The following is a 26237-nucleotide window of genomic DNA, read 5'->3' on the forward strand; positions in this document are numbered from 1 at the left end:
GAAATCAGGCTCCCAAAGATCAGGATGGAACGAGCAGATGGAGATACAGTCTAGTCCGCTGGCATCGCGGCTGTCACGGAGGACAGCATTCCCGGCAAGTCGCCGCTGGATGGCAGCGGCCTTCTGCCGGAAACACCTGCCACCAGACGCAAACGGTTGCCGCCCTGCTGTCCAACGGATGGCCCGCCATGGGGCAAAGGCGTGGAAAAAGGATTGTGAACGTTGCGTGGCCACTCGTTCTTCCGGCGCGTGGGGAAGGCTGCGTGGCACGGTGCCAGGCCGGAAGTGCAGGCCGGGGTGCCGATTTCGGCCTGAAAGCCGCCGGGACGAACCTTGCGCTTTCCGGTGCAGGGGGAAAGCGTCCGGTTCGTCCCCCGGTGAAGGTCGGATGGCTAAGGTCGGACTGGCTGGGATTAGCAGCCCTCGGTGTGGGCTTCCAGAACGCGCAACAGGCGTTGCCGGTGATGAATGACCGCCTGCCGCGCCCGCCGGAAGTCTTCCAGGGCCTGTTCGTCGGAGGATTTGGCGCGCAGTCGCCGGAGGGCATCGCTGGCGGCGGTGCGGGCGCGGACGACTTCCCGCATGAGTCGGTCGAGCATCTGCGCGGTGGTGCCGCCGAGCTGTTCTTCGAGCGCCTTGATACGCGGGTTCTTCTTGGACATAGCTTTACCCATGACATCACCTCACTGGCCGGTTTTAAGCTTCGTTTGATTGGACTCTCACGCCGAAGGTTGGAAAAAGTGCCCGAAAATTTCCGGTTTTCGCCCCTGCTCGTGGTGGCGGCCGTCGCCCTTGAAATCCAGGATGCCCTGACCGACTGGCCACACCTGCCCCGAACGTCTTTCCCGGTTGGAGAAATGATCACGGTCAGCCCGTGCATCCAGGTGCTTGTGACTGGCGTCGGGGCCGTACGCGCTGCTGCCGCAACCGCACTGGCGCTCCAGAACTGGCCCTGCGCGGCGCTGCTCCACGTTGGGGTTGGGGGCGCTTATCCGGCGTCCGGTCTTCCGGTGGGCGCGCTGGTGACGGCTGCCAGTGAATGTGACCCCCAGGCTGGCATCCTGACTCCCGATGGCTACCGGGATTTGGGTGGTCTGGGATTTCCGCTCACCACGGCGTTTCCCAACCGCATCGTGTTCGACAGCCCCTGGGCAGACTGGGTGGCGCAGCAGGTGGCGCCGGCTCCACGGCTGCCCTTTGCGACGGTGCAGTGTTGCTCTGGAACGAACGCGGCTGCGGAGCTGATGGCGTTCCGCGCGGAGGCGGCGGTTGAAAACATGGAAGGACTGGCCGTGGCCTGGACGGCCGGCCGGTTCGGCGTACCCTATGCCGCCCTGCGCACCATCAGCAACCTGACCGGGGACCGTGACCGCCAGCAGTGGAACCTGCCGGCGGCCCAGGCGGTTCTGGCGCAGGCGGTCGGCGCTATTCTGGCTGCGGTGCGCGTGGAAAGCGGTCGGGATTGTTCGTAAACACGGCGTCCACGTCCCGTTCGTAGAGAAAGTGCCGCATTTCGGCTTCCACGTCGGGAAACGCGCCGGTGGCGTTGGACTTGAACGTGTACAGCGTCACGGACAGGCCGGCGCCCCGCGCCCAGCGCACCACCTCCGGCGTCTGGAGAACAATCTTTTTGGAAGGGCTGACGCCCTCGGCAAAGCGTCGAATCCGGCGCATCCCGGCTGGTGAAATCCAGTCGCCGGGCGCTTCGTCATCAATCAGGAAGACCAGCGGCAACCGGCAGCCCAGCCGGCGCAGGCGACGCAGGCTTTCGGCTTCAAACGACTGGACGATGACTGGGGTACGTGGGTCAGCGCCGGGGCGGTCAAGCTGGTTTTTTCTGAGAACATCAAGCAGGGCCCGGGGCATGTCGAAGCCCAGGGCGGCGTACTTCGCCGGGCTTTTGATTTCCGGGTACAGCCCGGCCCGTCCCCGGACGGTATCAATCATTTCCTGGAACGTCGGAATCTGCTCGCCGGCGAACTGTGGGCCAAACCAGCTTCCGGCATCGAGCCGTTTGAGTTCCTCCAGGGTGAAATCCGCCACGGGCCAGACCCGCCGCGTTTGTCCGTCAACCGTTTCCAGCCGCGCCCGGTCGGGATACACCGTTCGGACGTTGGTGGTTCGCTCCAGAGTGACATCGTGCAGACACACCAGCACACCGTCTTTGGTCAATTGCAAGTCCGGCTCAACGTAATCAGCTCCCTGATCGATTGCCAAGCGATAGGCGGCCAGGGTGTGCTCCGGGGCGTACGCCGAAGCCCCCCGGTGGGCAATGTTGATTTTGCGCCCCCGTGGATACTGTCCGTGACCGGCTTGCGAAAAACCGGGCAGGATGACGCCGGCGAGTATCCACGGCAGAAGCATCCAGGCGACAGGTGTCCGGGCAAAGGGTGTCCGAAAAAATGAAGGCGGCATCGGTTTTTCTCCAAAAATGCGAATTTCGGGGCAGGCATGGCCGCGGCAATCCATGGTGACGAAAAGTGTCTTCGTCCGAATTTACGGCTGTGTTACATTGGCGTAATGGGCGCTTTTTAGGCTGACCGGTGAGCGAAGTTCTGAAAAAACAAGCTTTTGGTTGGCACACATGGCGATACGGCGTCCCCGTGAGGATGGATATGAGTCCCGTGCGGGGAAAAGATGGAGCGTCCAGAGGAGGTACGAAAAAATGGATACCTTTGCCTTGGACGCCCGGGTGCAGGGGTTGCGCGACAAGGTGCTGCTGTTGGGTGGGCAGGCGGAAGACTCGCTTTCGCGGGCACTCGGCGCCCTCATCCGGCGCAACTCCGCTCTGGCCGAGCAGGTGATCCGGGATGATGATGCCATTGACTCGGTGGAGTCCGAGATTGACGAAATGTGCGCTGACCTGCTCATCAAGGCGGCCCAACTCAGTCCGGCCGATTTGCGGTTTGTGATCGGCGTCCTCCGCACGACGCCCATGATTGAGCGCATTGCCGATCATGCCGTCAATATCGCGCGCCACGCGCTTCGCCTCAACGACGAGCCGGAGTTGAAACCTTATGTGGCGCTGCCCCAGATGGCGACGCTCGTGCAGAAGATGCTGGCCGATGCCCTTGATGCCCTGACACAGAGCAATGCGACCAAGGCGCGCCAGACCATCCGGTTTGACGACAGAGTGGACGTCCTCTACCGCCGTTTCTTCAATGAACTGACAGCCTGCATGGTCAAGGACTCCAGCACCGTTGTGCGGGCGGCCGAGCTGCTGTTTGTCATCAAGCACCTGGAACGCATTGCCGACTACGCCACCAACATCTGTGAGCAGGTGGTTTATCTGGCTGAGGGCCGCGCCATCAAGCATACCGCGGATGCCTGGCAGTCGGACGATGCCAGCCACGCCGCCGGCGGAGAGCACATCGCCGGGGAAACTGCATAAAAGGAGACACATGATTGATAAAACGCAGCATTGTCATCATTGAGGATGATGCCGACATCGCCCAGTCCATTCGCTACAACCTGGAGCAGGAAGGGTCCTTTCACGTCACCATCACGACCACCGGGGAGGCCGGTCTCCGCACGGTTCTGGAGCATCCGCCAAACCTCATTCTGCTGGACCTCAACCTGCCCCTGATGAATGGGTTTGAAATCTGCCGGCGTCTTCGCCGCGAAGAAGCCACGGCCCAGGTGCCGATCATCATGCTGACGGCGCGGACGGACGAAACCGACAAAATTCACGGGCTGGGACTGGGGGCGGATGATTACGTAACCAAGCCGTTCAGCGTGCGTGAGCTGATGGCGCGCATCAACGCCGTCCTGCGCCGAACGGAAGGCAATCCCTCTTCCGTCTATGACGACGGGACGCTGTTCATTGACTACAACCATTTCATCGTCCGCTGTCAGGGGCAGGAAATCAGCATGACCCGCAAGGAGTTTGCGCTGCTCAAGCTTCTGGCCCAGAGCAAGGGCCGGGTGCTCACGCGGGAATACCTGTTAGACCGGGTGTGGGGCATTGACTACGATGGAGAGACACGCACCCTCGATGTCCACATCCGGCGCGTACGTCAGAAGCTCGGCATTGATGGTTACATCGAAACGGCCGTCGGGATCGGCTACCGCTTCGTGGAAGCCGGCAAGCAGGCGGCCAAGCCACTGAAACCTTCTGAGAAACCGTGAGGCGTCCGCCGCCCCCGGTCATCCAGGGTGACGGTCCGCCACTTTGCTCCACGCCGTGACATCCCATGAGTTTTCGTCTCGATCAGTATTCACAGCCATTGCTCGAAGCCGTGCTCGGTTCACTGCGGGAAGGCATCCTCGTCATTGACCGGCAGACGGAGGTGGTGCTCTACAACCAGGCCGCCATTGACATTTTCAACCTCTCGCCGGTGATGACCGGGCCGCTCCGCCTGATTGACATCACCCGAAACAAAGCCATTCACGACGGCTTTCACCAGGTGTTGGAAGAAGGCCGCCCCTTTGACGCCAATCTGGAGATTTTCGGCGTTCAGGAACGCACCTTCAGTTTTCGGGCCACGCCGCTCATCATGCCTTCGGCGCACGAGGTGGTCGGGGCAATTGGGGTCTTTTTCGATGTCACGCAACTGGTGCGTCTCGAACGGGTGCGCCGGGAGTTTTTTGCCAATCTGTCTCACGAACTGCGTACGCCGCTGACTTCGATTCTGGCCTACGTCGAAACCCTGCTCAACGGGGCGCTCTACGACAACGAAAACAATCTCCAGTTTTTGCGCATCATCAACAAGCACGCCACCCGCATGCAGAATCTGGTGCGCGACATCGCCGATCTGTCAGCCATCGAAGCCGGGGAATTCAAGCTCGAACCGGTGACGATTGACCTCAAGACATTTGTGGACAATCTCTCGGTCCTGGTGCTGCCGGAAGCCACCGCCCGCCAGGTGACGTTTCGGAACGACGTGCCGCCCGGGATTCAGGTCCAGGCTGACCCGCAGGCCCTGGAGCAGATTCTGATGAACCTCATCATCAATGCCGTCAAATTCAACCGGCCGGGCGGGGAAGTGGTCGTGACGGCCAGCTTTGAGAGCGATGTACGTACACTCATTGCCGTCCGGGACACCGGAATCGGCATCGAGGCCAAGCACCTCGGCCGCATCTTTGAACGCCTCTACCGGGTGGACAAATCCCGCTCACAGGAAGTCGGCGGTACGGGGTTGGGATTGGCCATCGTCAAGCATCTGGTCTTGAACCATGGCGGCGATGTTTCGGTGGACAGCACGCCGGGCGTTGGGTCGGAATTCCGCGTCCGACTGCCGCGCCCGATGATGCCAACCTCGGCCGTGTTTCCGGCGGCCACCGGCTGACCTTGCCTTGGGGAGTGTCCCGCTGGGGGCTTTCCGAAGCCTTGGCCAAGGTCACTTCAGAGGGGGGCTTCAGAACCGGCTGATGGGTGGCGTGGTCGGCGGATTTGGCGACAGGCTGAGATCGCCGGCGCGCGTCGTAATGCGCTTTTCCATCTCCTCACGGGCCTGGTCGCTCGTGGTCTGGATGCCTTTCGTCCGCAGCACGAACTCATCGCGGTTGCTGGCGCCAGCCAGCGCCTGCTCGTAGGAAATCAAGCCCCGGTTGAGCAGGTCGTGGAGGGACTGATCAAAGGTCTGCATGCCGTACTGCGATGTGCCCTGGGCAATCGCATCGCGGATATGGGGGGTTTTTTCCTGATTGATGATGCAGTCGCGGATGTAAGCCGTCGAAATCAGCACCTCGACGGCCGGCACTCGTCCTGTCCCTTCCTTGTTGCGGACGAGGCGTTGGGAAATCACTGCTTTGAGCACCGAAGCGAGCTGGAGCCGAATCGCCTGCTGTTGATGCGGCGGGAAGATGGACACGATGCGCGTGATGGTTTCCGTGGCGTCCAGGGTGTGGAGGGTGGACAGGACCAGGTGTCCGGTTTCGGCCGCCGTCAGCGCCGTCTCGATGGTTTCCTGGTCGCGCATTTCGCCCACGAGAATGACATCCGGGTCCTGGCGCAGGGCCCCGCGCAGGGCCTCGTGAAAGTTGCGGGTGTCCACGTCCACTTCGCGCTGATTGACGAAGGAGCGGCGGTCGCGGTGGAGAAACTCGATGGGGTCTTCAATCGTGATGATGTGTTCGGTGCGATTGCGGTTGATGCAGTCAATGATGGCCGCCAGCGTCGTGGACTTGCCGGAGCCGGTCGTTCCCGTCACCAGCACGAGACCACGCCGTTCATCCGCAATTTTTTCGATGACCGCCGGAAGTTGCAGGTCCGAGACGGTACGCACGGTCATCGGGATGACACGAAACACCATGCCAACCGCACCGCGCTGCTGAAAGACGTTACACCGGAACCGCCCCAGACCGGAAACACCATAGGCAATGTCCACCTCGCAGGCGTCCTTGAAACGCTGCTTCTGGCGGTTGTTCATGATGCTGAAGGCCATGGCGAGGGTGTCTTCGGGTGACAGCCGTGGCACATCCACCAGCGGCATCAGTTCTCCGTTGACCCGGATAAAGGGGTGACTGCCCGCCTTGATGTGGAGGTCCGACGCGCCCTTGGAACAAGCCAGCGCCAGAAGGGTGTCAATGGTCAGTGGGGGTTGCATAGCGAAGCCTCCCGAATGCAGCTCGTCTTTCAGAAGCTGTGCTCGATGCCGTCAAAATACGTCATGGTTTTGAATTGCCGATAGCGTTCATTGATTTCTTCACGGGTCAGCGCCAGCAGCCGTTCCGTGCCGAAGGCTTCAATGGTGAACGACGCCATGACGGAACCGTAAATCATGGCCTTGCGGAGCGAGTCCTCATCCAGGCGGCTGCCCGTCGCCGCCAGATAGCCCATCACGCCCCCGGCGAACGTATCGCCGGCGCCCGTCGGGTCCACGACGTTTTCCTGGGGAAAACCGGGAATGGCAAAGAAGGAATCTTCTCCGAAGAGGGTTGCGCCGTACTCGCCGCGCTTGACGATGAGCCGCTGTGGGCCCAGCGCCATGATGGCTTTGGCGGCGCGAATGACGTTGGGATCGCGGGCCAGTTGGCGCGCTTCCTCGTCGTTGATGATGAGCAGGTCAACACACTGGAGCGTTTCACGCAGTTCGTTCGGCGTGCCCTGTATCCAGAAGTCCATGGTGTCCATTGCCGTCAGCCGGGCGCGGCTCTGCTGCCGGACATCCCGTTGCAACGATGGGTGCGCATTGCCAAGAAACAGGTAGGGAATTTCCTGCTGGGCTGGCGAAATCCTGGGCTGGAAGTCCGCAAACACATTGAGTTGGGTGTCCAGCGTCGTGCGCGTGTTGAAGTCGTAGCCATATTCGCCCGTCCAGCGAAAACTTTTGCCGTCCTTGCGCCGCTCAAGCCCGGACAGGTCAATGCCCCGCGCATCGAAGATGCGTTCGTGTTCGGCCGTGAAGTCGTTGCCGACAATCCCGACGATGCTGACCTGGGTGAAAAATGAGGCGGCGATGGCAAAGTATGTTGCCGCGCCAGCCAGGACGTTTGCCCGTTCATCAAAGGGGGTCTTGACGTGGTCGAAGGCAACGGTGCCCACAACGAGAATGCTCATGATGGCTGGTTCGTTCCTGAAACCTGGGTTGGGAAAATCTTCACGTCTGAGAATGAAGAAAAATCCATCTGAAAAGCAAGCCTGAAAATGTGTTGCCCACAGGCTTGACCCCGGCCGGACAAGCCTGCGGCTGCCAGCGCCAATCCGTTCGCCGCCGTCTGTTGCAGCGGGCTGTTATCGGCTCAGCAGCCACTCCAGCAGCGCCATGCGCACGGCGACGCCGTGCGTGACCTGCGTCTGGATGACGGACTGCACACCGTCGGCCACATCGGAAGCAATTTCGACTTCCCGGTTGATGGGTCCCGGATGGAGCACGATGGCCTCGGGTTTGGCCCAGGCCAGTCGCTCACGGGTGAGTCCGAAGTGGGTGAAGTATTCGCCCAAGGAAGGGAAAAAAGCGCCGTCGAGGCGTTCCTGCTGAATGCGCAGCACCATAACGGCATCGGCATCGGCAATGGCGACGCGCAGGGTATCGGCAACGCACACCGTGCCGGGCCAGCCGGCGGCAAACTGCTCAATGCCCGGTGCCCGCAGCGTACGCGGCCCGCCCAGCCGCACGTGCGCGCCCATCATGGCAAGGAGCCGGACGTTCGAGCGCGCGACGCGGCTGTGCCGGATGTCGCCCAGAATGGCAATCTGAAGGCCGGCGAGGCGGCCGAAGTGGCGGCGCAGCGTAAAGGCATCCAGCAGGGCCTGGGTCGGATGTTCATGCTCTCCGTCCCCGGCATTGATGACGTGCGCCCGTGAGAAGCGGGCCATGAAGTGCGGGACGCCGGCCACGGCATGCCGGACCACAACCACATCCGGCTGCATTGCGTCGAGGGTCAGAATGGTGTCGCGCAGGGTTTCGCCCTTGGCCAGACTCGACATGCCGACGACGATATTGACGACTTTCAAGCCAAGCCGTTTGGCGGCCAGCTCGAAGGACGTCCGGGTGCGGGTCGAAGCTTCCGAAAACAGCGTCACCAGGTGCTTGCCCTGCCACTGGGTGCGGATTGCTTCCGGGACGGTCGTCAGAGGCAAAAACCGTTCGGCGCTGTCGAGCAGTTCCGTCACCAGGTTTGGTGACAGGTCGGCCGTATCGAGAAAGTCTTTCACGGGCGTTTTTCAGACAGCCGGCTCACTGCCGGAAGTGGGTGCCGGCTCGACAATGAGCACCTGTTCCGCGCCGTCAATGTCGGAGACCATGACCTTGACGATTTCCGTGGCTTTGGTCGGGATGCGTTCGCCAACGAAGTCGGCATGGATGGGGACTTCGCGGTGTCCGCGGTCAATGAGCACAGCCAACTGCACGCGCCGCGGCCGGCCCAGGTCAAACAGGGCATCGAGCGCCGCGCGGATGGTGCGTCCCGTGTAGAGCACATCATCCACGATGACCACCGTCATGGAGGCGAGATCATCCGGCATCGCCGTGGCGTTGATGACCGGCTTTGGCGCAACCAGCGACAGGTCATCCCGGTAGAGGGTGATGTCAAGTACGCCGAGCTGCGGGCGCGCGCCCTCCAGCTTCTCGATGGCGTCGGCAATCCGTTCGGCCAGCGGAACGCCGCGCCGACGAATGCCGGCAATCACGAGGTTGTTCACGCCGCGATTGCGTTCGACAATTTCCGAAGCCATCCGCGCCAGGGCGCGCTGCATGGCGGCCGCATCCATCAGGCGGACTTTTTCGATGAACTCCATGGCTCACCATCCGGTCACAAAAGAGTTTGGGCAGGGAACAAAGCCGGGCGCGCGTTCCGCGCCGGACGCCGGTGCGGCCCCTGCTTGTAACATGACGCCGACCGGGGACGAAAGCGCCGGACGGTTTTCATCCGCTACCGGCTGGTTTAGATTCGAGCCATGATACGCACTGCCTCTTATACCCGCGATTTGCTCCCGGCAGCTTTGTCCAACGACCGGGATGCGTCGGCGTTCATCCATCGGTTTCAGTTCGTCGAAGACCTCGCCCGTGAGTGGTTCCGCCGCTACGGCTTCCAGGAAATTCGGACGCCCATCTTTGAGCGAACGGAACTGTTCACCCGTGGCGTCGGGTCGGAGACCGACATCGTGACGAAGGAAATGTACACCTGGCGCGACCGCGCCGGAGAGGATGGCGAGGGGGAAAGCCTGACCCTGCGCCCGGAAAGCACCGCGCCGGTGGCGCGGGCCTACATCCAGCACCAGATGTGGCAGCGGGCGGAGACAGTGCGCCTGTACTACATCGGGCCGCAGTTCCGCCGGGAACGGGGGCAGCGCGGCCGTTTCCGGCAGTTTTTCCAGATTGGGGCGGAAGTGCTGGGCGCAAGTGACCATCCGGCGCTCGATGCCGAGGGGATCGAGCTGGTGATGGGCCTGCTGACGGAAGCCGGCATTCCCGACCTTGAACTGCGCCTCAATACGGTGGGCAACGCGGCCGGTCGGGCGCGGTTCGTTGCGGCCATCCGTGAAGCCCTCGCACCCCGCGCGCACGAACTGTCGGAAGATTCCCGGCGGCGACTTGAAACCAATCCCTTGCGAATCCTGGACTCCAAAGCCGAGCAGGATCAGCCGTTGATTGCCACTCTGCCGCCTATCTATGACGTGCTTGACGAAGCCTGCCGCGCACACTTTGATGCGGTTCGGCGCTACCTGGATAGGGCTGGCATCCCGTATGTTGTGGATGCCCGACTGGTACGCGGACTAGACTACTACACGCAAACCGTTTTCGAGGTTGTCTCTCAAGCCCCTGCCATTGGAGCCCAAAACGCACTGGCCGGCGGCGGTCGCTATGACGGGCTGGTCGAAACCCTAGGTGGACCGCCAACGAAGGGATTTGGTTTTGCCCTAGGGCTCGACCGGGTTGTCTTGGCTATGCCGGAAGAGCAGGCACCAGAGCCACGACCGGAGCTATTTGTGATTTATCTTGGTGAGTCGGCACTAGAGCCGGCTCTCGAGGCTGTACGGCAGGCACGGCGCGCTGGCGTGGCCACCTTGTTTGACCCGTCCCCGCGCAGTCTCAAAAGTGCCCTGCGGCTGGCAAACAAGTGTGGCGCGCGTTTTGCCCTGCTGCTGGGAGAGGCGGAACTGGCCAGCGGGCAGTGGGTGCTACGCGATCTGGCGCGCGCCGAACAGACCGCTGTTCCGGCCGAAACGTGGCTGCAACATCTTCTCGCCAGGCGCGGATAACGCCTGGGTTGACGACCTATGCACATCGAGATTCCTGTGCTGCGGGATATTGTCCTGCTGCTGCTGGCTTCACTGCCCATTGTTTTCGTCTGTGGACGGCTGCGGCTGCCGACCATCATCGGCTACATGCTGACCGGGGTGGTCATTGGCCCGTCCGGGTTGGGCGTCATTGGTGATGTGCATGCCGTCGAGACGCTGGCCGAAATCGGCGTCGTGTTGTTGCTGTTCACGATTGGGCTGGAATTCTCGCTTGAAAAGCTGCTGGCCATGCAGCGGGTCGTGTTTCTGGGTGGCGGGATGCAGGTTGGCGTGACGATTGTCGCCGCCATGCTGCTGGCCCACTGGGGCGTTGGTTTGGCGTGGCCATCGGCCATTTTCGTTGGCTTTCTCGTGGCGCTTTCCAGCACGGCGATTGTTCTCAAGACCTACGTGGACCGGGCTGAGTCCGACACGCCGCACGGGCGGATGGCGATTGGCATTTTGCTGTTTCAGGACCTGTGCATCGTCCCGATGATGTTGTTTCTGCCGCTGCTGTCGGGGCAGCGGACGGCCAACCTCTGGTACATCCTGAAAACCCTGGGGCTGGCTGCTGGGTCTGTGTTGCTCATCATGCTGCTGGCGCGGCGTGTCTTTCCCTTTCTGCTGCAGTGGCTGGTGACGCTGCGCAGCCGGGAGGTGTTTGTGAGTTTTGCCGTGCTCGCCTGTCTGGGAACCGCCTGGCTTACGTCCCAGGCCGGATTGTCGCTGGCACTCGGCGCGTTCATTGCCGGGGTGGTGCTGTCGGAGTCGGAATACAGCCACCAGATCGTGGCAGACATCCTTCCGTTTCGGGACATTTTCAACGGCATCTTTTTTGTGTCCATCGGGATGCTGCTGTCGCTGGAGGTTCTGACGACGACCTGGCCGGTGGTGCTCGGGTTGGTGGCGCTCATTGTGGTGGGCAAAACGCTGCTGGCATTTGCGGCCGTCAAGGCGTTGGGTCGCACGCCGCGCGTGGCTTTGATGGCGGCTCTGGGCATCGCCCAGATTGGGGAGTTTTCGTTCGTCCTGCTCAAGGTGGGAGCTGAGGCCGGTCTGCTGGAAGGTGCGGCTTACCAAACCTTCCTGGCGGCTTCGATTCTGACGATGCTAGCCACGCCGTTTCTCATTGGTCTGGCTCCGGCGCTTGGCTACCAGGCTGGCCGGTGGACCGGCATTGCTGACACCCCGGACGCGGGAGCGGCGGAACTGCCTCCGGTGAGCGGACACGTCATCATCGCCGGGTATGGTCTCAACGGGCGCAATCTGGCGCGGGTTCTCCGGGCGGCAGGCATTCCCTACCGCATCATTGAACTCAACATCGAATCCATCCGGGCTGGTAGAAAGCAGGGCGAACCCATTCTTTATGGCGACGGAACCCGCCGTGAGGTGCTGCATGCGGCCCGGATCGAGGCGGCCCGCGTGCTGGTCGTCGCCATTTCGGATGCCACGGCCACCCGGCGCATTGCGGCGCTGGCGCGTGAGATGAACCCCAATCTGCACATCATCGTGCGGACGCGCTTCGTCTCGGAGATGAACGGCCTCTATGCCTTGGGTGTCCAGCAGGTCATTCCTGAAGAGTTCGAGACGAGTCTGGAGATTTTTGCCCGTGTGTTGCGCGAGTATGGGCTGTCGCGGCAGTACATTCAGCAGCAGGTGGAGATGATTCGCCGCGAGGGCTACCGCCTGCTCGACGCCGACTGCCCGGAGCGGACGACGTTGATTACCGAGCTGGCGACAGTTATCGAGAACGCGACGACGCTTGCCCTGCGCCTGCCCTCCGAAGGGCTGGCGATTGGCCAATCCCTGCGCAAGCTGGCCTTGCGTCCAACCTTTGGGGTGACGGTGGTGGCCGTGCAGCGGGGCGCAGAAACGACGGTCAATCCCGATGCCGATTTCGTACTCGAAGCCGGGGATGTCCTGGTGTTGCTGGGGCGTCCCGAAAAGCTGGAAAGCGCCACAGCGTATCTGACCGGCCAGGCGTCCCTGGTCGAGGGAGAGCGAGTGCCTTGAGGTCGCGCGCGCCGTCCGATGATCACTACCGTGACATTCTGACCATTCCCAATCTCATCACCCTGTTCCGCATTCTGCTGGTGCCAGTGTTTGTGGTGTGTTTTCTGCGGGGCTGGTTCTGGTGGGCGACGGCGGCGTTTGCGCTGGCCGGGCTGTCGGATGCGGTGGATGGCTGGTTGGCGCGTCGTCTTCAGGCGCAGAGTCAGCTTGGACAGGCGCTCGATCCCATTGCCGACAAGCTGCTGATGCTGTCGAGCTATATCGTGATGGCCATTCCTTCCGAAACCAACCGGCCGATTCCCTGGTGGCTTTCCGGGGTGGTCATCGGGCGTGATGTCGGGATTGTGCTGACGGCGGCCATCATTGCGCAGGTCACGGGCTTTCGGGACTTCAAGCCATCGCTGCCGGGCAAGGTGAGTACGTTTTGTCAGGTGGCGCTTATCGTCATGTATCTCGTCGCACAGGTGTGGGCGGCCGTGCACCCGCTGCTGCCGGGGTGTGTGGCCGTTGTTTTTGGGATGACGGTGTATTCCGGGTTGCACTACATTTGGTTCGTCACACGTGAAGTCCGGGAATTTCGCCGTCGCACGGGGGACTCCCTGCCATGACCGAGTTGCCATCAGTTGCCAGACCAGACGAAGCTTCCGGGCGCGCACCGGTGCCGCCAGCGGTAGGTTGGCGGCAGTTGCGCTGGGCGCGTTGGTTTCCGTCGTTGGCGGCGCTGTTGGTTGTGCTGGCATCCTGGGGGCTGCTTTCCGGGCTGCTGGCACATTTGTCGTACATTTTCCAGCCGGTTTTCGTGCCGCTGCTCATTTCCGGCGCGCTGGCTTACCTCATCAAGCCGCTGGCGGACTGGCTCGACCACGTCGGGAAGCGGTGGGTGCGCTCTGCCGGTGTTCGGCACACGCTGGCGGTTTTGACGGCCATGCTGGTGGCTGTCATGGGGCTGGTACTGGCGCTGTTTGTTGTCATTCCGAGCCTGGCCGCGCAACTGACCCAAGCGGCCAAAAAGCTCCCGGCCGGTTACCAGCGATTTATGGCGATGGCGCAGCCTGTTCTGGAAGGTCTCCAGCAACGTTACCCCAGGCAGTATGAGCAGGTTGTCGGGGGCCTTCGGGAGCGCATTGCCGATCCGGCGTCCCTGGTGGAGCCGGTGCTGGTGGGGTTGAGCACGACGTTTTCCAATGTCATCGGCGTGGTGACAAGTCTTGTCAACCTGCTGCTCATTCCTTTTTTTGTGTACTACATCCTGAAGGATGCCGGTCATCTGGAGCGCCGCCTGCTGACTCTGGTGCCAGCGCGCCACCGGGCAACGGCCAACGATGTATTGACCAAGGTTGATCTGGCGCTGGGCAATTTCGTGCGTGGGCAGCTTATCGTGTGTTTTTCGATGAGTGTGTTGTACGTGGTGGGTTTCAGCCTGCTCGGTGTTCCGTCAGCTTTGTCGCTGGGCTTCCTGTCCGGGTTTGGGCATCTCATTCCCTACATTGGAACGTTTCTGGCTGGCGTGCTGACCTGTACGCTGGCTCTGTCGGATGCGCCATCCCTCCTGCAGCTTGGACTGGTGATAGGTGTTTACGTCATCGTGCAGAGCACTGAGAGCTTTTACCTGACGCCGTTTGTGCTGGGGGAGCGGTTGGATTTGCATCCTTTTCTGGTCATTGTGGGGCTGCTGGTGGGGCATCATCTGTTCGGCATTCTGGGGGTGATTCTGACGGTGCCGTTCCTGGCGGTTGGGAAAGTGCTGGTTGGGGTGACGGTGGAGTATTACGAGCGTTCGGATTTCTACCGCTACGGTGCATCGCCGCCGCCTTCTTTTCCGGCGGCGTCTGACGGGGCAGCCGCCGGGGCGTCAACCGAGGTGTCGTCCGTGGCAGCCACGACTTCTGTTTCCTGACCAAAACAGGCCCTGTTCTGACTTTGGGTGGCGGGGGGCTCTGCACCGGGTCAGACGGCTCCTTGCGTGCTTTCTGTTATGCTCTGCATTCCTGTTATCGATCTGTTTGCCGGACCCGGTGGGCTGAGTGAAGGCTTCACCGCATGCTACGCGGGGAAACGTTTCCACATAGTGCTCTCGGTCGAGAAGGATTTTGCCGCGCACAAAACGCTTGAGCTGCGCAGCTTCTTCAGGCAGTTCCCACGGGGGGAGGCCCCTGACCTCTACTACCGGTATTTGCGCGGTGAACTTGCTGAACGGAGCGAATTGTTTGATGCGTTTCCTGACCAGGCCGCGCAGGCCCATTCATCTGCCTGGCATGCCACTCTCGGACAGGTCCCGCTGAAGGAAGTCGTCAGGCGTGTTGAAACGGCCTTGGCCAATGCCCGCCACTGGGTGTTGCTTGGGGGCCCACCCTGTCAGGCCTATTCTGTTGCCGGCCGGGCCAGGATGAAGGATATGGCCAGCTACCGATTGGATGACCGGCATGTGCTTTACCGTGAATATCTCAAAATCGTGGCCACATTCCAGCCAACGGTGTTTGTGATGGAGAATGTAAAGGGCATCCTCAGCTCGCGTTACCAGGATGAGAGGATATTCAGCCGTATCCTGGAAGACCTTGGAGCGCCTTGGGATTCCCTCTCGCCCTCCGATGCTGCCAGTCTCCCGCGTCCACGTGTCCTGCACGGGTACCGGATATTCTCCTTCAGCACGCCGGCAACCTGGGAATGTCAGCTCAGGCCCGATGACTTCATTATCAAATCTGAGCGTTACGGGCTTCCCCAGAAACGCCACCGGGTCATCCTTCTTGGCATCCGGGATGACTACAACGTCATATCTCCTGTGCTCGAAGAATCCTGGGGAAAGCCACTCTCTGTCAGAGCCATGCTTGACGGTCTGCCCAGGCTGCGCAGCCGCCTGTCCCATGGGGACACGGATGGTGTGGGCTGGGCGGACACCATAAGGGAGGAGGTTCACAGCAAGCTTGGCGAATATACGGATGCATGTCTGGCATCGGATGTCATCGCCGTACTTGACACGCTGCCGGTCACACTGGGAGGAGGAGGCCGGGTTGTGCCGGGCGGCACTCCACCGCAGGCGCTTACCTCGTGGTTGTGGGACGATCGCATTGGCGGAGCTGTGCAGCATGAGTCCAGAGCGCACATGCCTTCCGATCTGCACAGGTATCTGTACGCATCATGTTTTGCTGCCAGGTACGGGCGTTCACCGAAGGTGCATGAGTTCCCGAAACCGCTGTGGCCAAACCACAGGAACGCTGTGGCAAATGAGCGAGGATATGTGAGTAATTTTGCCGACAGGTTCAGGGTACAGGTGTGGGATGAGGCTTCCACGACAATCACGGCACACCTGGCCAAGGACGGACATTATTTCATACACCCGGACCCTGGGCAGTGCCGCAGTCTGACTGTCCGGGAGGCAGCCAGACTTCAGACATTCCCGGACAACTACTTCTTTGAAGGCAACAGAGGGGATCAGTACAAACAGGTTGGGAACGCAGTTCCACCATTTCTGGCTTATCAGCTTGCCGGTATTGTCTCTGAGGTGTTTGAGCAGTGTCTTGACCAGGAGGTGGAGCGGTCGCCCACTGCCAATATCGTTTATACATCTGCCTGACTCACATGGCTGACGTGCTGACGCCAAGGCAGCGCAGCCGCTGCATGGCCCGTATCCGTGGAAAGAATACCCGGCCGGAGATTGTGATCCGAAAAAAACTCTGGTCGCTCGGTCTCCGGTACCGGGTAAACTACAAGCTGCCGGGCAGGCCCGATGTCGTCTTTGTCAGCCGACGCCTGGCGATATTCATTGACGGCTGTTTCTGGCACCGCTGCCCGCTGCATTACCAGTCTCCAGCCACCAATCGTCTGTTCTGGGAAACCAAGATCAACAGCAATGTCCAGCGTGACGGCGATGTGGACGCGCAACTTGCCAGGGAGGGCTGGACTGTCCTGAGATTCTGGGAGCATGAGGTGAAGAACGACCCGGACAGGGTGATCCAGTCCATACTGACCCAAGTCAGGGGGCAGCAATGAACCTTGCGAATTCTTTTTGGGGGAGGACGGACAAAATGTCTTCTTTGCCCATTGAATAGAGATCGTAGGTCAACTCCAACTGCTTGAGGATCAAAGCAAAGCGCCTGACTGATCCTGAACCGTTGCCTGCGGCTCCTGCCTTCCAAGTCTCCTGATGAGGTTTCTTGTATAAAGACCAGGCAGCTTCCATGAGTCCCTTGCAGTTCAGAAAATATGGTCTTGCTGTCAGTTGTTCGGTCAATTCGCCACGCTGCGAAAGCGGGTTGCTGAATATGAACCCGACTTTGTCGCCATGCTCCTTCACGAACAGCCAGGTGGTGCGTATCGCGTGGCGGTGGTGATCCCTGTATCTGGTGCTGAGGATATAGTTGTCGTCCCTTTTGGGCTTCCTTGTCCCATTGGAGTCTGCCGGGCACAGCCGGTCAAACCAGAACAGTGCAAGCCACGTCCACAGCCCGGCGTCGTTCCGTATGGCCTTTTCATCGCAGACGGCAAGCTTGTTCACCAGGTATGTTCCAAGTTCATACCGGCTCTGGAAATCCCTGTTCTCCACATCCACATCCCATTCCAACTCCTCGCTGAAACCAGTGTTTTGAAGCAGGTTGGGCGTGTCGGCTTGCTGCCCTTCTCTTAGCCCGTTCAGCCAGTTTCTGAAATGTTCGATGCCTGTACTGTTGAGCCGCCTGAGTTTCATTCACATGTCCCTCCGATTTGCTCAATCAGTCTTGTACAGAGCCTATGTTTTTGGCTGAATTTGCTGACCACGTCTTCGATCCATGTCTCTACCTTGGATGCATCTTCCGGGCCAGGGGGCTCGTCACCAACAATGGACTCGGCAAAATCCAGCCACCGGGTCACCCAGTTCTCCCCATTCTCGCCATCCCCGTCGTTGTTTGGTTCCCTCCAGTATATCCATAAGAGAATAGACCTGACAGCAGCCGGAAGCACCAGTGCCTGGAAAAGGCGGTCTTGCCGAATGCGGTTGATACAGTCTGGTATGCGATTGTTGAGGGCAAGTTCGGGCATCGAGTCATAGGAAAAATTGACCTGCCAAGGGACTTCACCCAAGTCCCGGCTGACCACGGGAAGCAATCGTTCACGTCCCTCCCCATCCGGTTGTTCGTTGCTTGCGCGGATACCCCTGGCCGCAGCAATCAGACGCCCTTTGGAGCCCACTGTGTCAACGACCTTGACCCTGAACTGGATTGGCAGGTCGCTGTCAAGTTTGTCCAATGCGGTATTGCGGGGGAGGGCAAAGTTTCCCACCGTACCGCAGTCGAACCGCTGAAGGGCATAGCGCTGGTAGGCTTCGATGTACACTGGTGCACCCGGCGGCAGGTCAAGCCCATCGAAATTCACACTCGCTCTGAATCGCCGGTCGCCTGATTCCTCTTCGATAAAAATTTCGACTCGTGACTTGTCAATGCGCTTGCGGCCGGTATGGTTGATGCGACGCTGGATGTTCATTGTTCCTCTTCAACTTCAACTTCAACCTTGATGATCAGATCACGGTTGCTGTCCAATCCGGTGACCGAGATTTTGGATTCAGGCTTATTGAAAGTGCAATTGAGGGTGTTATTTGCACAGGTGACATCTACCTCATGAGTTTCAATACAGGCATCACCCTTCTTTTCAAAATTGAAGTCATACTCTGACCAGAGCCTGAAAGGATTGCCTTCTTCCACATCGTAGGCGACCTTGATGGAAGCCCTAAGTGGCAGCCTGTCGGCGGTCAGACCTTTCCTCGGGTGAACAGTGAACCCCCCATCAATGGGGCTTATCTGAAAAAGCTCCGGGCTGGTTGCCGGCGGCGTTGTCGGCAAAAGGGTTTTCTCCCCCTTCCCCTGGCGAGGTCTGGCTCCTGTTCCTGGTGTCCAGAAAAAGTACAGCAGGGCCTCTTCAGCCTTTTCCTCGACAGCCTGTGCCAACAGATCATGGAGGTTCACCAGGCATTTTTTTATGGCAGTTACCCTATCCTTGGCACCTTTGTAATTCCTCTGCACCTTCTCTGCATTGCCTATCCAGAGGGTGTGGGCAGGATTTTCTGCATCTCCAAGGAATGCCGAGATGGCAGGGGCATCCGCTATCAGAAGGCCAAGTGCGTTTCTGTGACCGAACTTGGATTCCTGCGGCACTGTGATCCCGCTTCGGACGTAGTAATCCTGCCCCCGGGAAAGTTGTGCCGGTTTCTTCAGGTAACCCCGGACCTCAGTTTTCTCAATCTTGCCGTCCTTGCGTACAATGTCGATCGGAAAGCGCACACCTACAAGCTCGCCGTTCGCAAAAGACCTCCGCAATTTCTCAAGTTCACCTGGCTGGAACGCCTTTTCGAGATCGTTCCTGTACCAGCGCTCGTCAATACTGATGAGCTGGGTTTTGGGGTTTTCAGCTTCAAGCACGAAGCTGAAGAGCGCTTCCATATCGCGGATAGAGCCAGGCTTCAGGTGTTGAGATGCACAGTCCTTCAGATTTGTCTTGTCCAGCACCAGATCGTCGAACTCAAGGACAAGCTGACCACGAAGGATGGGAATGAAATAATGCCGGATGGCGGCTTCGATTGTTTTTCCGCGTTCCAGGTCTGAATGTGGGAAGGGGATAACCAGGGACAGTCCGGGCCTCCCCCCCCGCTTGAGGCGGAAGACTTCGGAAAAGCGATTGACAAAGCTGGAATCAGTGATCGGAATCCTCAGCCCTTGGTTGGCAGCATTCTGACTGACTTTGGAAAAATGTGTATGGGCAGGATACTGCCTGTTCCCCAGCTTGTGCATGGACAGTACCGTCTGACCCATGAGAAAAGGGGTTTCGTCACCTGCCCGGATAGTCAGCCCGAAGAATGCCCGGAGAAGGGAAGAGGTTGAAAAAACCAGCTTCCCAAGCCCCCATCGGCCTCTGCGCTCGCCGGATTTGTGGGATATGCCATGACGGCGCCAGAAATCGCTGAAGTCGTCATCGCCTTTTTCCAAAGGATTGCCCAGCAGTCCGTTCGTGCCGAAGTCCTCAATCACGATTGCGCGTGGATGCCCAAAGTCAATACTGCCCAGCTCAATACCGGCTGCTTCCGCGTGATCACGGTATTCCTGATCAAACAGTTCCTCGATGTATTCCAGATCGGGCGCTCTGTCACCATCAAGAAACGCGAACCGCACTTTCACGGCTTCCTGCCCGGACTGTCCTTTCCCGGCACGGGCATCCAGTGAATTCTGTACAGTCTCACGAACCAGCGTGTCGGCGAGATCAACGTCATCATTACGGAACTGATCACGCTGTGTCACTTCCGTCTCGACCAGTGACTTGGGGAACTCCTCAAACTGCCATTTCATGTCACATCTCCTCTGTACCCTTACGGGTGTCACAGCTTGAAGACCGGTTTGGAGTCTGATCCCTTCGCTTCAAAGCGTGCCTTGAGGGCGTCAACCTCATCCTTGAGGGCTTTCACAATCTTGCGAACATCCTCCTGTGTGTATGAATAGTTGCTCCGGTTGGAAAGATTTCCAATCAGGCGGATGTCCTTGATGGCCTTGGATACACGTTTCTCCGCCAGCTCAACAAACTTGGTTCTGGACTTCGCAGGCTTTTCCTGTTCCATACATATCACCAACATTTGAAATCTGTAGCGTACAGGCACATTATATTGGGCTAAAGCTGTGGCATGTCAAGCCGAAAATATGCATCAGTAACTCTTGAAAAAACGTCCGTGTCCGGAACGGCTTGCCTGTGCGGGCAGGGGTGAGTAAGTTTGACGACAGGTTATACCTGAGCTGCCGCGATGAACCGGGTGCGCCGGCTGTCTGGTGACAGCGCAGCCGCAACCGACCTTCAGACCAAGAAGGTTTTCAACTGCACGGACACTCTTCATGACACCAACCCTGCCCGTTCTCGAATCCTCACCTAAGACTGTCCGGGAATCGGCTCACCCTGTGTCCAGCCGGTGGCAGACGTGGGTGGACAGTCTGTTGGGCATCAGTCAGTGGCTGGTCTTGGCATTGTGGCTGGGGGCCATGGTCTTTTTCAGTGCGGCAGTGGCGCCGAGCGCCTTTGGCGTGCTGCCCACACGCTACCTGGCCGGGACGTTGGTCAACAGCGTCCTGGGCAAGCTGGAGTGGTGGGGGCTGGTCTGCGGCGTGCTGCTCACTGGCATCCAGGCGGCTCAGGTCATCCGTGCCGGAAAACTCACAACCTGGGCCGGCCGCCTTGCCGTGGGGCTGCCCGTGCTGATGACAGTCGTCGTTGCCATCTCGAAATTCGTGGTTTCGGCCAGATTGGCGGCGATTCGCCGGGCGCTGGGGAGCGAGCTGGAACAACTGCCCCTCGATGATCCGACACGCCTGACCTTCGCTGCCTGGCATCAGTATTCGGTGTGGCTGATGGGTTTCAACATTCTGGCGGCCGTCGCGCTGGTTGTTGTGTACCACCTGTGGCTGGCACCTACGGCCTCCACGGTTGCACGCGACGCCTGACACGCCACTTGCCCTATCTACAGACCGGGCTGGGAGACCATGAACCTGGTGTTGACATATCTCACCGGTCGCCGTGCTGGTGAGCAGGTTGTTGTGGCAGACGCCGATTTTTTCATCGGGCGCGATCCGGCGGAATGCCGCTTGTGTTTTGACGACCAGGAACAAGGCGTTTCCCGGCGGCACGCCAAGGTCACCTGGCAGCATGGCGTGTTGACCATTGCCGATGCCGGAAGCACCTACGGCACATTTGTCAACGGCCAGCAGATTCAGGGGCCAATGCCGCTGGGTGTCGGAGCCATCATCCAGTTGGGGAAAGGCGGCCCCTGTCTGCGCGTCGAACGCTTCGACGCCGCACCGGAAGCTGCACCCATGCCGCCGGTGCAGGCTGCGCCGGCACGCCTAGCCCCGTCAGTGACCGGCTCCAACCTTGGTGCTGATTTCGGGAAAGCCGATCCTGAGAAAACCAATGGTGGGTGGTCCTGGCCCCAGCGGCCCGATGCCGGACCGGTCACGACCAAGCCCTGCCTTGAGTTGCTCAACGCCGGGGTGCCACGCCGGATTGTGTTGACAGAACCGGTGGTCACGATTGGGCGCGATCAGGGGAATACCATTGCGCTTGACCAACGACAGTTTCCAACCGTTTCGCGGCAGCATGCCGTCATTGAGCGCCAAGGCGATACCTACGTCATCCGCGACATGGGATCGTTCAACGGAACGCTCGTCAATGGCTACCGGATTGCCGCCCCGGCTCCGCTTCAGCCGGGCGCACTCATCGAGATTGGCGTTGGTGGGGCGAAGTTTCGCTTTGTTGCGCCGGAAACGACTCCGGCGGGGTCGTCCACCGGCGAGCACACGGTGTCCCTGGCTTCATCGCGCGGAGTGCGTCTGGCCACGCCGCAAAAGGCGACGGAAGCCAGGAACTTCGTGACGCGCAAACACTTTGCGCAGGGCAAGACACCTGGACGCCTGACGGTGGGGCGGGCGCCGGAAAACGACATCCAGCTTGATCTGCTCCAGGTTTCCAAACAGCACGCCGTCTTTGGGCGGGATGCCCAAGGCTGGACGCTCGAAGACCTCAAGAGCACCAATGGCGTCTATGTCAACGGGCGCCGGATTACCCGGTGCCGGCTGCGCGCAACGGATGTCGTCCAGATGGGCCCGTTTCTCTTTCGGCTCGAACCCGAAGGCGTTGCGGTTTTTGATACACGCAGCCGCGCCCGGATTGACGTATTTGACCTGACCAGGGAAGTGCCCAACCGCCACGGGACAGGCACGGTGCGGTTGCTCGACCGGGTCCGGCTGGCCATTCCGGCCAATGAGTTCGTGGGTTTGCTGGGTCCCTCGGGAGCCGGCAAGTCCACGCTCATGGATGCGCTCAACGGCATGCGTCCGGCCGAGCAGGGCGTTGTGCTGGTCAACGGGCTGAACCTGTACGAAAACATCGACTGCTTCAAGCAATCCATCGGGTACGTCCCACAGGATGACATCATTCACCGCGAGCTGACCGTCGAGCGGACGCTGTACTACGTCGCCCGGATGCGCCTTTCGTCCGATACGAGTGATGAGGAAATCGAGCGCATCCTGACTGAGGTGCTCGATGTGACGGGGCTAACCACGCGCCGCAAGGTTCCGGTGGGGCAACTCTCCGGCGGCCAGCGCAAGCGCGTCTCCATTGCCGTTGAACTCGTGACGCAGCCCGGCATCATCTTTCTCGATGAGCCGACTTCGGGACTCGACCCGGCCACGGAAGAAAAAATCATGCATCTGTTCCGGCAGATTGCTTCGGGCGGGCACTCCGTCATCCTGACGACGCACGCGATGGAGAACGTCCGGCTGTTTGACAAGATCGTGGTTCTCATGCGTGGGCGGCTGGTGTGGTTTGGCCCGCCGTCCGAAGCTCTGGCCTACTTTGGCATTACTAGCATCAAGGAACTCTTTGACACGCTGGGCGATCCGAACAGCGACGAAGTCGCCATCGGTTGGCAGCGGAAATATGAACAGTCCGATGCCTATCGGAAGTACGTCCATGAGCCGCTGGCGGAACTTGCCCGAACGCCGCCGGCGACCGGCCGCCCGGCACCAAGCCATCTCACGCTCTGGCGCAGTCTGGGGCAGATGCTTGTGCTTTCGGCGCGTTATGCGCGCGTCATGCTGGCCGACCGGCTCAACCTGGCGATTCTGTTTGGACAGGCGCCCATCATTGCTTTGCTGACCGGACTGGCGGTTGGTCACGACTGGGCGCGGGATTTTCCGTATTTCGTGCTGGCACTGTCGGCCATCTGGTTTGGATGCTCGAACGCCGCGCGGGAAATCGTCAAGGAAATGAGCATTTACCGGCGGGAACGGATGGTCAACCTGGGCATCGTTCCCTATGTTGGCTCCAAGCTGGTGGTGCTGACCCTGATTGGCCTGGTGCAGATCGCCCTGCTCTATGGGGTGATGGCGGCTGTGGAGTCGGTGCCCGGATCGCCGTTGCTTGTCCTGCCATACCTGATGCTCTCGCATCTGGTGGGCATTGCCATGGGACTGTTGATCTCAGCTCTGGTACAGACCTCGGAGATGGCGACGAGCCTTGTGCCCCTGGTGCTCATTCCACAGATTTTGTTTGGCGGTTTGCTGCTCCCCAACGAGGGACTGGCCAAGGGCATGAGTCTGGCGATGCCGGCAATGTGGTCCTATGACGCGCTCAAGCGGATTGGCGTCAGGCAGGCCGGACTGGGCGTGCTCCGTGGGGTGGACGGGGAAGATGACCCCACCAGTGAAATCGGGCGTATCAAGCAGAAGAACCAGCAGGCCGTTGACGATTTCAAGGAGCAGCTCGAAGCCTACCGGAAACGGCAGCAGCAGCGACTGGATGAATACAAAAACGATCTGGAGGGCTTCCTGCGGACAGGTGGTGTGCGGCCGGACATGCCCAAGCTGGAAAAGGCGCCTGAAGCGCCGCGCATTGAATATCCACCTGAAGACAAGTCGCGTTTCGTCGGCTTTCTCAATGACTTTGGCAGCCTGCTGCTCGATGTCGGGATGCTGATGGGGATGTTCCTGACACTGCTCTTTCTGACAATGCTGGTGCTTCGCAGCAAGGACATTCTCGGATGAATGGCAGGGAGCGCGTCACGGGTGAGATACCGGAGCTGTCCGGGCAGGCGAGTCTGGTACGTCATCCGCTGACCTGGATTCTGCTGGTTTACACGGCACTGGGGCTGGGTTTCCTTGCGGTGTATCAGTTTCAAATCAACCCGGACGGCATTTCCTACCTGGACATTGCGGAAAAGTACGCGCGCGGTGACATCTGGGGCGCCATCAATGCGTACTGGAGTCCGCTCATCTCGTGGCTGACGGCGGTGTTACGTCTCTTGGGACTGCCGCCGCAGGTGGCCATCAAGCTGGTGTTGCTGACGGGTGGCGGCGTGGCGCTGGGAGGTGTGTGGCGGCTTCTGGGGGACTGTCCCGTGTGGATGCGGGCGGTGGCAACCGGCGGGGCTGTTCCGCTCACGGTGTACTACGCTCTGCACGTGATTACGCCGGACCTACTCGTGGCGGCGGTGCTGGTGTGGTACGCGGCGTGGTTGGTGGAGGGGAGGCTGGATGTCCGGGCGTCGGTGTGGGGTGGGTTTTTGGTGGTACTTGGGTATTTTGCGAAGGCGTTTGCGCTGCCGTTTTGCTTGGTTCATCTGTGTGGGTGGCGGTTGTTGGAGGAGCGGCAGGTGGGGTGGCGTCAGCGGCTGTGGTCATTGGTGGTGAGTCTTGGGGTGGCAGGTGGTGTGAGTGGCATCTGGATGGTTGCCCTCCAGGCAAAGTACGGCGTATGGATGTTCAGTTCGGTGGGGCGTTACAACTACGCCCTGGCTGGGCCGCGGATGGGGTTCATGCCTCCGGCAGAAACGACGTTCTTTGCTCCGGCCGAGGCCGGGGATACAAGCGCCTGGACGGACCCCACGCGCTTCCCTATCCAGCCGTGGAGTCCGTTTGAGTCCGTTGAATACGCCCAGTATCAGGTTTTCATGACGCTCGACCGCCTGCGCGTCATTGCCTTGGGGTACAGTTTTGCGTATTCCGTGCTGGCCCTGCCCATTGTGTTGGGTCTGGTGGGTGGCGTGTGGACTGCTTCTCCCCTGCGGCGGCGTTTTGGCGTCCTGCTGTCGGGCATCCTCATCTATGTCGTCGGCTACGCACTGGTCTATGTCGAGGCACGGCATCTGCTGCCGCTGGCCTACTGGGTGCTCGTGGCGGGGGTGTGGCTGGGGTGGTTGATTGCATTGCGGCTGGACCTTTCCAGACGGCTCCGGGCGGCCCTGCTGTTGTTTGTGGTGGGGACGGTGGCCTGGTCTCCGGCGTATGCTTTGGCACAGGGGGCGCTGGGGAACGATGCCGGGCTTGAGGTCTGTCGGGGGCTATACCGGGCAGCCCAGGCGATGCGCGTTCAGCTTGGCGTTCAGGGGCGGATTGCGTCCAACCGGGAGTGGCATCAGTCTTTATACCTGACCTGGTTTCTGGGTGGGCAATACTACGGTGTCGCCCCGGCGCACGCCAATCCAGAAGAAATTGCCCGAATGCTGACCGACTACGGTGTGAACTACTACTTCGCGTGGTCGGACGAGACCGGGGCGTTTCCAGAGGTGTGCTGGGGAGAGGAAATCACCGGGGGGCAGGACCCGCTGCTTCGGATTTATCGCGCCCGGCCGGAACCGGTGAAAGCCACTGGTGGTCAGACGTACTGAAATCAAGCTGGTGGTAGCTGTGCGTCACAAGCTGCGGCCCGTATTTGACGAGAAAACTCAGAATGTTGAGGACTCGTTCCTGGGGTTTGCCAAAGGGGGCAAGGGCAGCCGTGGCCCGCTCGATCTGGCGTAGCAGCGTGGCGTGGCGCTGGGCCTGGTTGGTCAGAAAGCGTTGTTCGAGGCCGTTGAGCTGGTAAAAGATTTTTTCCCGCCCGCGTTCAAGTGCTTCGGCCAGGGACGGGTCACTTTCGTGCAGGGACTGTTTGAGGCGGTCGAGTTCTGCCTCAAACGTCGCTTTCACTTCCCGGAAGCAGTCAAGTGTTTTGGTATCAGCAAGTTTTGTCATCGCCTGGCGGGCGAGTTCCTGTGTCCCAAGCAAAACGGATGCTGGCGTGA

General features: G+C 60.2%; 24 protein-coding genes (1 of these 24 running past the window's edge). 13 read left to right on the top strand and 11 right to left on the bottom strand.

Features of this window, described 5'->3' with window-relative positions; genetic code table 11:
- Positions 1-413: 413 nt before the first annotated feature.
- Entirely contained in the window at positions 414-674 is a 261-nt protein-coding gene (locus J8C05_RS00290) for a hypothetical protein (RefSeq protein WP_198539649.1), read from the bottom strand.
- 66 nt (positions 675-740) lie between these two features.
- Here J8C05_RS00290 and mqnB point away from each other — a divergent pair, with 66 nt between their 5' ends.
- Positions 741-1472: a futalosine hydrolase gene (gene mqnB / locus J8C05_RS00295; protein WP_211422274.1), complete on the top strand. Its 732-nt coding sequence runs from the start codon at positions 741-743 to the stop codon at positions 1470-1472.
- Here the strand turns inward: mqnB and J8C05_RS00300 are convergent.
- Positions 1426-2415, bottom strand: coding sequence for a glycerophosphodiester phosphodiesterase family protein (locus J8C05_RS00300; RefSeq protein ID WP_211422275.1), 990 nt, complete (start codon positions 2413-2415; stop codon positions 1426-1428). The genes mqnB and J8C05_RS00300 overlap by 47 nt on opposite strands.
- Before the next feature lie 250 nt (positions 2416-2665).
- Between J8C05_RS00300 and phoU the strand changes: the two genes are divergently transcribed.
- From phoU to J8C05_RS00315, 3 genes are all read left to right on the top strand, one after another.
- On the top strand, positions 2666-3391 hold the full coding sequence (gene phoU / locus J8C05_RS00305; RefSeq protein ID WP_211422276.1) for a phosphate signaling complex protein PhoU: 726 nt from the start codon (positions 2666-2668) through the stop codon (positions 3389-3391).
- 14 nt (positions 3392-3405) lie between these two features.
- A complete protein-coding gene (locus tag J8C05_RS00310; protein ID WP_459543827.1) occupies positions 3406-4128 on the top strand; it encodes a response regulator transcription factor in 723 nt (240 codons plus the stop codon).
- 65 nt (positions 4129-4193) lie between these two features.
- Entirely contained in the window at positions 4194-5288 is a 1095-nt protein-coding gene (locus J8C05_RS00315; RefSeq protein WP_058867799.1) for a sensor histidine kinase, read from the top strand.
- Between the two features lie 69 nt (positions 5289-5357).
- Here J8C05_RS00315 and J8C05_RS00320 read toward each other — a convergent pair whose 3' ends face one another.
- The 4 genes from J8C05_RS00320 to pyrR form a co-directional block, all read right to left on the bottom strand.
- Complete coding sequence (locus J8C05_RS00320) at positions 5358-6548, bottom strand: type IV pilus twitching motility protein PilT (protein WP_211422277.1); 1191 nt, start codon at positions 6546-6548, stop codon at positions 5358-5360.
- Positions 6549-6577: 29 nt separating this feature from the next.
- Positions 6578-7501 (bottom strand): PfkB family carbohydrate kinase, encoded by a 924-nt coding sequence (locus J8C05_RS00325; protein WP_211422278.1) that lies wholly within the window; start codon positions 7499-7501, stop codon positions 6578-6580.
- Between the two features lie 174 nt (positions 7502-7675).
- On the bottom strand, positions 7676-8599 hold the full coding sequence (locus J8C05_RS00330) for an aspartate carbamoyltransferase catalytic subunit (protein WP_211422279.1): 924 nt from the start codon (positions 8597-8599) through the stop codon (positions 7676-7678).
- A 9-nt stretch (positions 8600-8608) separates the two neighbouring features.
- Positions 8609-9181, bottom strand: a complete 573-nt coding sequence (gene pyrR / locus J8C05_RS00335) for a bifunctional pyr operon transcriptional regulator/uracil phosphoribosyltransferase PyrR (RefSeq protein ID WP_211422280.1) — start codon at positions 9179-9181, stop codon at positions 8609-8611.
- Between the two features lie 159 nt (positions 9182-9340).
- Here pyrR and hisS point away from each other — a divergent pair, with 159 nt between their 5' ends.
- The 6 genes from hisS (at position 9341) to J8C05_RS00365 (ending at position 16663) form a co-directional block, all read left to right on the top strand.
- Positions 9341-10645, top strand: a complete 1305-nt coding sequence (gene hisS, locus J8C05_RS00340; RefSeq protein ID WP_211422281.1) for a histidine--tRNA ligase — start codon at positions 9341-9343, stop codon at positions 10643-10645.
- Positions 10646-10663: 18 nt separating this feature from the next.
- Positions 10664-12676, top strand: coding sequence for a monovalent cation:proton antiporter family protein (locus J8C05_RS00345; protein WP_211422282.1), 2013 nt, complete (start codon positions 10664-10666; stop codon positions 12674-12676).
- The gene (locus tag J8C05_RS00350; RefSeq protein ID WP_211422283.1) at positions 12673-13284 is read left to right on the top strand and encodes a CDP-alcohol phosphatidyltransferase family protein; all 612 of its coding nucleotides are present in this window, start codon (positions 12673-12675) and stop codon (positions 13282-13284) included. Before J8C05_RS00345 ends, J8C05_RS00350 begins: the two co-directional genes overlap by 4 nt.
- Positions 13281-14573: an AI-2E family transporter gene (locus J8C05_RS00355; RefSeq protein ID WP_211422284.1), complete on the top strand. Its 1293-nt coding sequence runs from the start codon at positions 13281-13283 to the stop codon at positions 14571-14573. Before J8C05_RS00350 ends, J8C05_RS00355 begins: the two co-directional genes overlap by 4 nt.
- Before the next feature lie 78 nt (positions 14574-14651).
- A complete protein-coding gene (locus J8C05_RS00360; RefSeq protein WP_211422285.1) occupies positions 14652-16247 on the top strand; it encodes a DNA cytosine methyltransferase in 1596 nt (531 codons plus the stop codon).
- Positions 16248-16252: 5 nt separating this feature from the next.
- Positions 16253-16663, top strand: coding sequence for a very short patch repair endonuclease (locus tag J8C05_RS00365; RefSeq protein WP_211422286.1), 411 nt, complete (start codon positions 16253-16255; stop codon positions 16661-16663).
- Here the strand turns inward: J8C05_RS00365 and J8C05_RS00370 are convergent.
- The 4 genes from J8C05_RS00370 to J8C05_RS00385 are packed head-to-tail and all read right to left on the bottom strand — an operon-like array spanning position 16647 to position 20249.
- Positions 16647-17357, bottom strand: coding sequence for a hypothetical protein (locus J8C05_RS00370; protein ID WP_211422287.1), 711 nt, complete (start codon positions 17355-17357; stop codon positions 16647-16649). The genes J8C05_RS00365 and J8C05_RS00370 overlap by 17 nt on opposite strands.
- Positions 17354-18130, bottom strand: a complete 777-nt coding sequence (locus tag J8C05_RS00375; protein ID WP_211422288.1) for a hypothetical protein — start codon at positions 18128-18130, stop codon at positions 17354-17356. Before J8C05_RS00375 ends, J8C05_RS00370 begins: the two co-directional genes overlap by 4 nt.
- Positions 18127-19983: a hypothetical protein gene (locus J8C05_RS00380; RefSeq protein WP_211422289.1), complete on the bottom strand. Its 1857-nt coding sequence runs from the start codon at positions 19981-19983 to the stop codon at positions 18127-18129. Before J8C05_RS00380 ends, J8C05_RS00375 begins: the two co-directional genes overlap by 4 nt.
- A 29-nt stretch (positions 19984-20012) precedes the next feature.
- The gene (locus J8C05_RS00385; protein WP_211422290.1) at positions 20013-20249 is read right to left on the bottom strand and encodes a hypothetical protein; all 237 of its coding nucleotides are present in this window, start codon (positions 20247-20249) and stop codon (positions 20013-20015) included.
- 268 nt (positions 20250-20517) lie between these two features.
- Between J8C05_RS00385 and J8C05_RS00390 the strand changes: the two genes are divergently transcribed.
- Genes J8C05_RS00390 through J8C05_RS00400 form a run of 3 tightly spaced genes read left to right on the top strand, consistent with a single transcriptional unit; the run spans position 20518 to position 25841 of the window.
- A complete protein-coding gene (locus J8C05_RS00390; RefSeq protein ID WP_211422291.1) occupies positions 20518-21120 on the top strand; it encodes a DUF4149 domain-containing protein in 603 nt (200 codons plus the stop codon).
- A gap of 48 nt (positions 21121-21168) precedes the next feature.
- Positions 21169-24219: an FHA domain-containing protein gene (locus tag J8C05_RS00395; RefSeq protein WP_211422292.1), complete on the top strand. Its 3051-nt coding sequence runs from the start codon at positions 21169-21171 to the stop codon at positions 24217-24219.
- A complete protein-coding gene (locus J8C05_RS00400) occupies positions 24216-25841 on the top strand; it encodes a hypothetical protein (RefSeq protein ID WP_211422293.1) in 1626 nt (541 codons plus the stop codon). Before J8C05_RS00395 ends, J8C05_RS00400 begins: the two co-directional genes overlap by 4 nt.
- Here the strand turns inward: J8C05_RS00400 and bshC are convergent.
- A protein-coding gene (gene bshC / locus J8C05_RS00405; RefSeq protein ID WP_211422294.1) for a bacillithiol biosynthesis cysteine-adding enzyme BshC crosses the window boundary here: on the bottom strand, positions 25759-26237 show its 3' end. The gene runs 1108 nt beyond the window's last position; only the last 479 of its 1587 coding nucleotides appear in the window; its start codon lies off the right edge, out of view; it ends in the stop codon at positions 25759-25761. The two genes, J8C05_RS00400 and bshC, sit on opposite strands and share 83 nt — an antisense overlap.

The organism is Chloracidobacterium sp. N, from assembly GCF_018304765.1.
GTDB lineage: Bacteria > Acidobacteriota > Blastocatellia > Chloracidobacteriales > Chloracidobacteriaceae > Chloracidobacterium > Chloracidobacterium aggregatum.

What these genes read in the sequence shown, in the direction of transcription:
- J8C05_RS00385 (WP_211422290.1), bottom strand. Translation starts at nt 20,249, where the DNA reads ATGGAACAGGAAAAGCCTGCGAAGTCCAGAACCAAGTTTGTTGAGCTG.
- J8C05_RS00400 (WP_211422293.1), top strand. Translation starts at nt 24,216, where the DNA reads ATGAATGGCAGGGAGCGCGTCACGGGTGAGATACCGGAGCTGTCCGGG.
- J8C05_RS00375 (WP_211422288.1), bottom strand. Translation starts at nt 18,130, where the DNA reads ATGAACATCCAGCGTCGCATCAACCATACCGGCCGCAAGCGCATTGAC.
- J8C05_RS00320 (WP_211422277.1), bottom strand. Translation starts at nt 6,548, where the DNA reads ATGCAACCCCCACTGACCATTGACACCCTTCTGGCGCTGGCTTGTTCC.
- J8C05_RS00370 (WP_211422287.1), bottom strand. Translation starts at nt 17,357, where the DNA reads ATGAAACTCAGGCGGCTCAACAGTACAGGCATCGAACATTTCAGAAAC.
- J8C05_RS00355 (WP_211422284.1), top strand. Translation starts at nt 13,281, where the DNA reads ATGACCGAGTTGCCATCAGTTGCCAGACCAGACGAAGCTTCCGGGCGC.
- hisS (WP_211422281.1), top strand. Translation starts at nt 9,341, where the DNA reads ATGATACGCACTGCCTCTTATACCCGCGATTTGCTCCCGGCAGCTTTG.
- pyrR (WP_211422280.1), bottom strand. Translation starts at nt 9,181, where the DNA reads ATGGAGTTCATCGAAAAAGTCCGCCTGATGGATGCGGCCGCCATGCAG.
- J8C05_RS00300 (WP_211422275.1), bottom strand. Translation starts at nt 2,415, where the DNA reads ATGCCGCCTTCATTTTTTCGGACACCCTTTGCCCGGACACCTGTCGCC.
- J8C05_RS00345 (WP_211422282.1), top strand. Translation starts at nt 10,664, where the DNA reads ATGCACATCGAGATTCCTGTGCTGCGGGATATTGTCCTGCTGCTGCTG.
- J8C05_RS00290 (WP_198539649.1), bottom strand. Translation starts at nt 674, where the DNA reads ATGGGTAAAGCTATGTCCAAGAAGAACCCGCGTATCAAGGCGCTCGAA.
- J8C05_RS00390 (WP_211422291.1), top strand. Translation starts at nt 20,518, where the DNA reads ATGACACCAACCCTGCCCGTTCTCGAATCCTCACCTAAGACTGTCCGG.
- phoU (WP_211422276.1), top strand. Translation starts at nt 2,666, where the DNA reads ATGGATACCTTTGCCTTGGACGCCCGGGTGCAGGGGTTGCGCGACAAG.
- J8C05_RS00365 (WP_211422286.1), top strand. Translation starts at nt 16,253, where the DNA reads ATGGCTGACGTGCTGACGCCAAGGCAGCGCAGCCGCTGCATGGCCCGT.
- J8C05_RS00360 (WP_211422285.1), top strand. Translation starts at nt 14,652, where the DNA reads ATGCTCTGCATTCCTGTTATCGATCTGTTTGCCGGACCCGGTGGGCTG.
- J8C05_RS00380 (WP_211422289.1), bottom strand. Translation starts at nt 19,983, where the DNA reads ATGAAATGGCAGTTTGAGGAGTTCCCCAAGTCACTGGTCGAGACGGAA.
- J8C05_RS00325 (WP_211422278.1), bottom strand. Translation starts at nt 7,501, where the DNA reads ATGAGCATTCTCGTTGTGGGCACCGTTGCCTTCGACCACGTCAAGACC.
- J8C05_RS00315 (WP_058867799.1), top strand. Translation starts at nt 4,194, where the DNA reads ATGAGTTTTCGTCTCGATCAGTATTCACAGCCATTGCTCGAAGCCGTG.